This is a genomic window from Microbacterium testaceum, assembly GCF_001476655.1.
Taxonomy (GTDB): Bacteria; Actinomycetota; Actinomycetes; order Actinomycetales; family Microbacteriaceae; genus Microbacterium; species Microbacterium testaceum_C.
The window spans coordinates 1-2,099 of record NZ_LDRT01000099.1; the positions used below are offsets into that span (position 1 = coordinate 1).

General features: G+C 69.7%; 2 protein-coding genes and 1 pseudogene. All 3 read left to right on the forward strand.

Annotated features, from left to right (window positions below; translation table 11 throughout):
• Positions 1-334, forward strand: a 334-nt coding sequence (locus tag NS220_RS20205; protein ID WP_193755372.1) for a hypothetical protein, incomplete at its 5' end; no start/stop codon positions are given.
• Between the two features lie 57 nt (positions 335-391).
• Positions 392-1,777 (forward strand): glycine--tRNA ligase, encoded by a 1,386-nt coding sequence (locus tag NS220_RS13485; RefSeq protein ID WP_058624559.1) that lies wholly within the window; start codon positions 392-394, stop codon positions 1,775-1,777.
• A 7-nt stretch (positions 1,778-1,784) separates the two neighbouring features.
• Positions 1,785-2,099 (forward strand): annotated as a pseudogene (locus tag NS220_RS13490) (ATP-binding protein); the annotation flags it as partial.

Here is a 2,099-nt window from a genome sequence, read left to right on the forward strand (position 1 = left end):
GTCCTGGGGCGGGGACCCCGACTACGCCGCGCGGCCCACGCGGCAGGGGTGGGAGATCGAGCGGCACGAGCGCGGCTCGTTCAGTCACGCGACGCTCGCGCACGAGGACGACCTCGTGCTGCTGTGGATGGACATGTTCCGCAATCGCTTCCCGTATCCGATCGCGCACGTCGCCGCCCCCGCGGCGCCGGCCCCCGGCTCCCTCGCGGACGCCGCCCGCGCCACCCTGGCCGCCCACGCGACGAACGTCGCGATGCCGTATCTGCAGAACTGGATCCGTGAGCGCGACGACGGCCGTGACGGCGGGCCGGGCGCGGCGGGATCGCTTCGATAAACTGGATGCCGCGCCCTCGCGCTCGATCCCCACACCTTTGCGACCATTGGAGCCACCGTGGCCGAACAGTCCCGCCTCGACAAGGTCATCGCCCTCGCCCGCCATCGCGGGTTCGTCTTCCAGGCCGGTGAGATCTACGGCGGCTCCCGCTCCGCGTGGGACTACGGTCCTCTCGGCACCGAGCTCAAGGAGAACATCCGTCGCCAGTGGTGGCAGACCTTCGTCCGCGGCCGCGGCGACATGGTGGGCCTCGACTCGAGCATCATCCTCCCCAAGCGCGTGTGGGAGGCCTCCGGTCACGTCGCGACATTCGCCGACAAGGTCGTCGAGTCGACCATCACGCACAAGCGCTACCGTGCCGATCACCTCTGGGAGGCCTTCGTCGCCAAGCGCGGTCGCGAGCCCGAGAGCTGGGACGAGGTCCCCGATCCCGACACCGGCCAGCGCGGCAACTGGACCGAGCCGCGCTCGTTCTCGGGCCTCGTGAAGACCTACCTCGGCGTCGTCGACGACGAGTCGGGCCTGTACTTCCTGCGCCCCGAGACCGCGCAGGGCATCTTCGTGAACTTCTCGAACGTGCTCACGGCATCCCGTCGCAAGCCCCCGTTCGGCGTCGGCCAGGTCGGCAAGGCCTTCCGCAACGAGATCACGCCCGGAAACTTCATCTTCCGCACGCGCGAGTTCGAGCAGATGGAGATCGAGTACTTCACGCCGCCCGCCGAGGCGAACGAGTGGTTCGAGCACTGGGTCGAGGCCTGCTGGAACTGGTTCATCGACCTCGGGATCGACCCCGAGAACATGAAGCGCTTCGACGTGCCCGAAGACGACCGGGCCCACTACTCCGCCGGCACGATCGACGTCGAGTACCGCTTCGGCTTCCCGGGCAAGGAGTGGGGCGAGCTCATGGGCGTCGCCAACCGCACCGACTACGACCTCAAGAGCCACTCCGAGGCGTCGGGCCAGTCGCTCACGTTCTTCGACCAGGCGTCGGGCGAGAAGTACACCCCGTACGTCATCGAGCCGTCGTTCGGTCTGACCCGCGCGATGATGGCGTTCCTCGTCGACGCCTACCGCGAAGAAGAGGTTCCGAACGCCAAGGGCGGCACCGACACCCGCACGGTGCTCAAGCTCGACCCGCGGCTCGCGCCCGTCAAGGTCGCCGTTCTTCCGCTCTCGCGCAACGAGCGCCTGTCGCCGCTGGCCCGTGAGGTCGCCGACACGCTGCGCGCGGCCGGATGGAACATCGACTTCGACGATGCCGGAGCCATCGGCCGTCGCTACCGCCGCCAGGATGAGATCGGCACCCCGTACTGCGTCACGGTGGACTTCGACTCGCTCGACGACAACGCCGTGACCGTGCGCGACCGCGACACGATGGGCCAGGAGCGCATCGGCCTCGACGCGCTCCACGGCTACCTCGCCGAACGGCTGCGCGGAGCCTGATCGGGTCATGACGGGCTCCGAGGACTTCGTCGAGATCATCCGGGCGGCCGTCGAGGCCGACCCCGGAAACCTCGGTCTGCGCGTCGACCTCATCGAGCTGCTGCTGCAGGACCACCTCGACGAGGCGGCCGTGCAGATCGATCGTGTTGCCGAGCAGGGCGCGAACGCGGCCACCGTGAAGGTGCTGCGGGCGCGGTTGATGGCGGCGCGCCTGCGCGCGGGACAGGCTCCGGATGCCGCACCCGACGCGAGCGCGACGGGTGCGGCTCCGACCGGCCCGGCGTCGGTGCCTCCGCCTCCCGCGCCCTGGGCGACGTCGCCC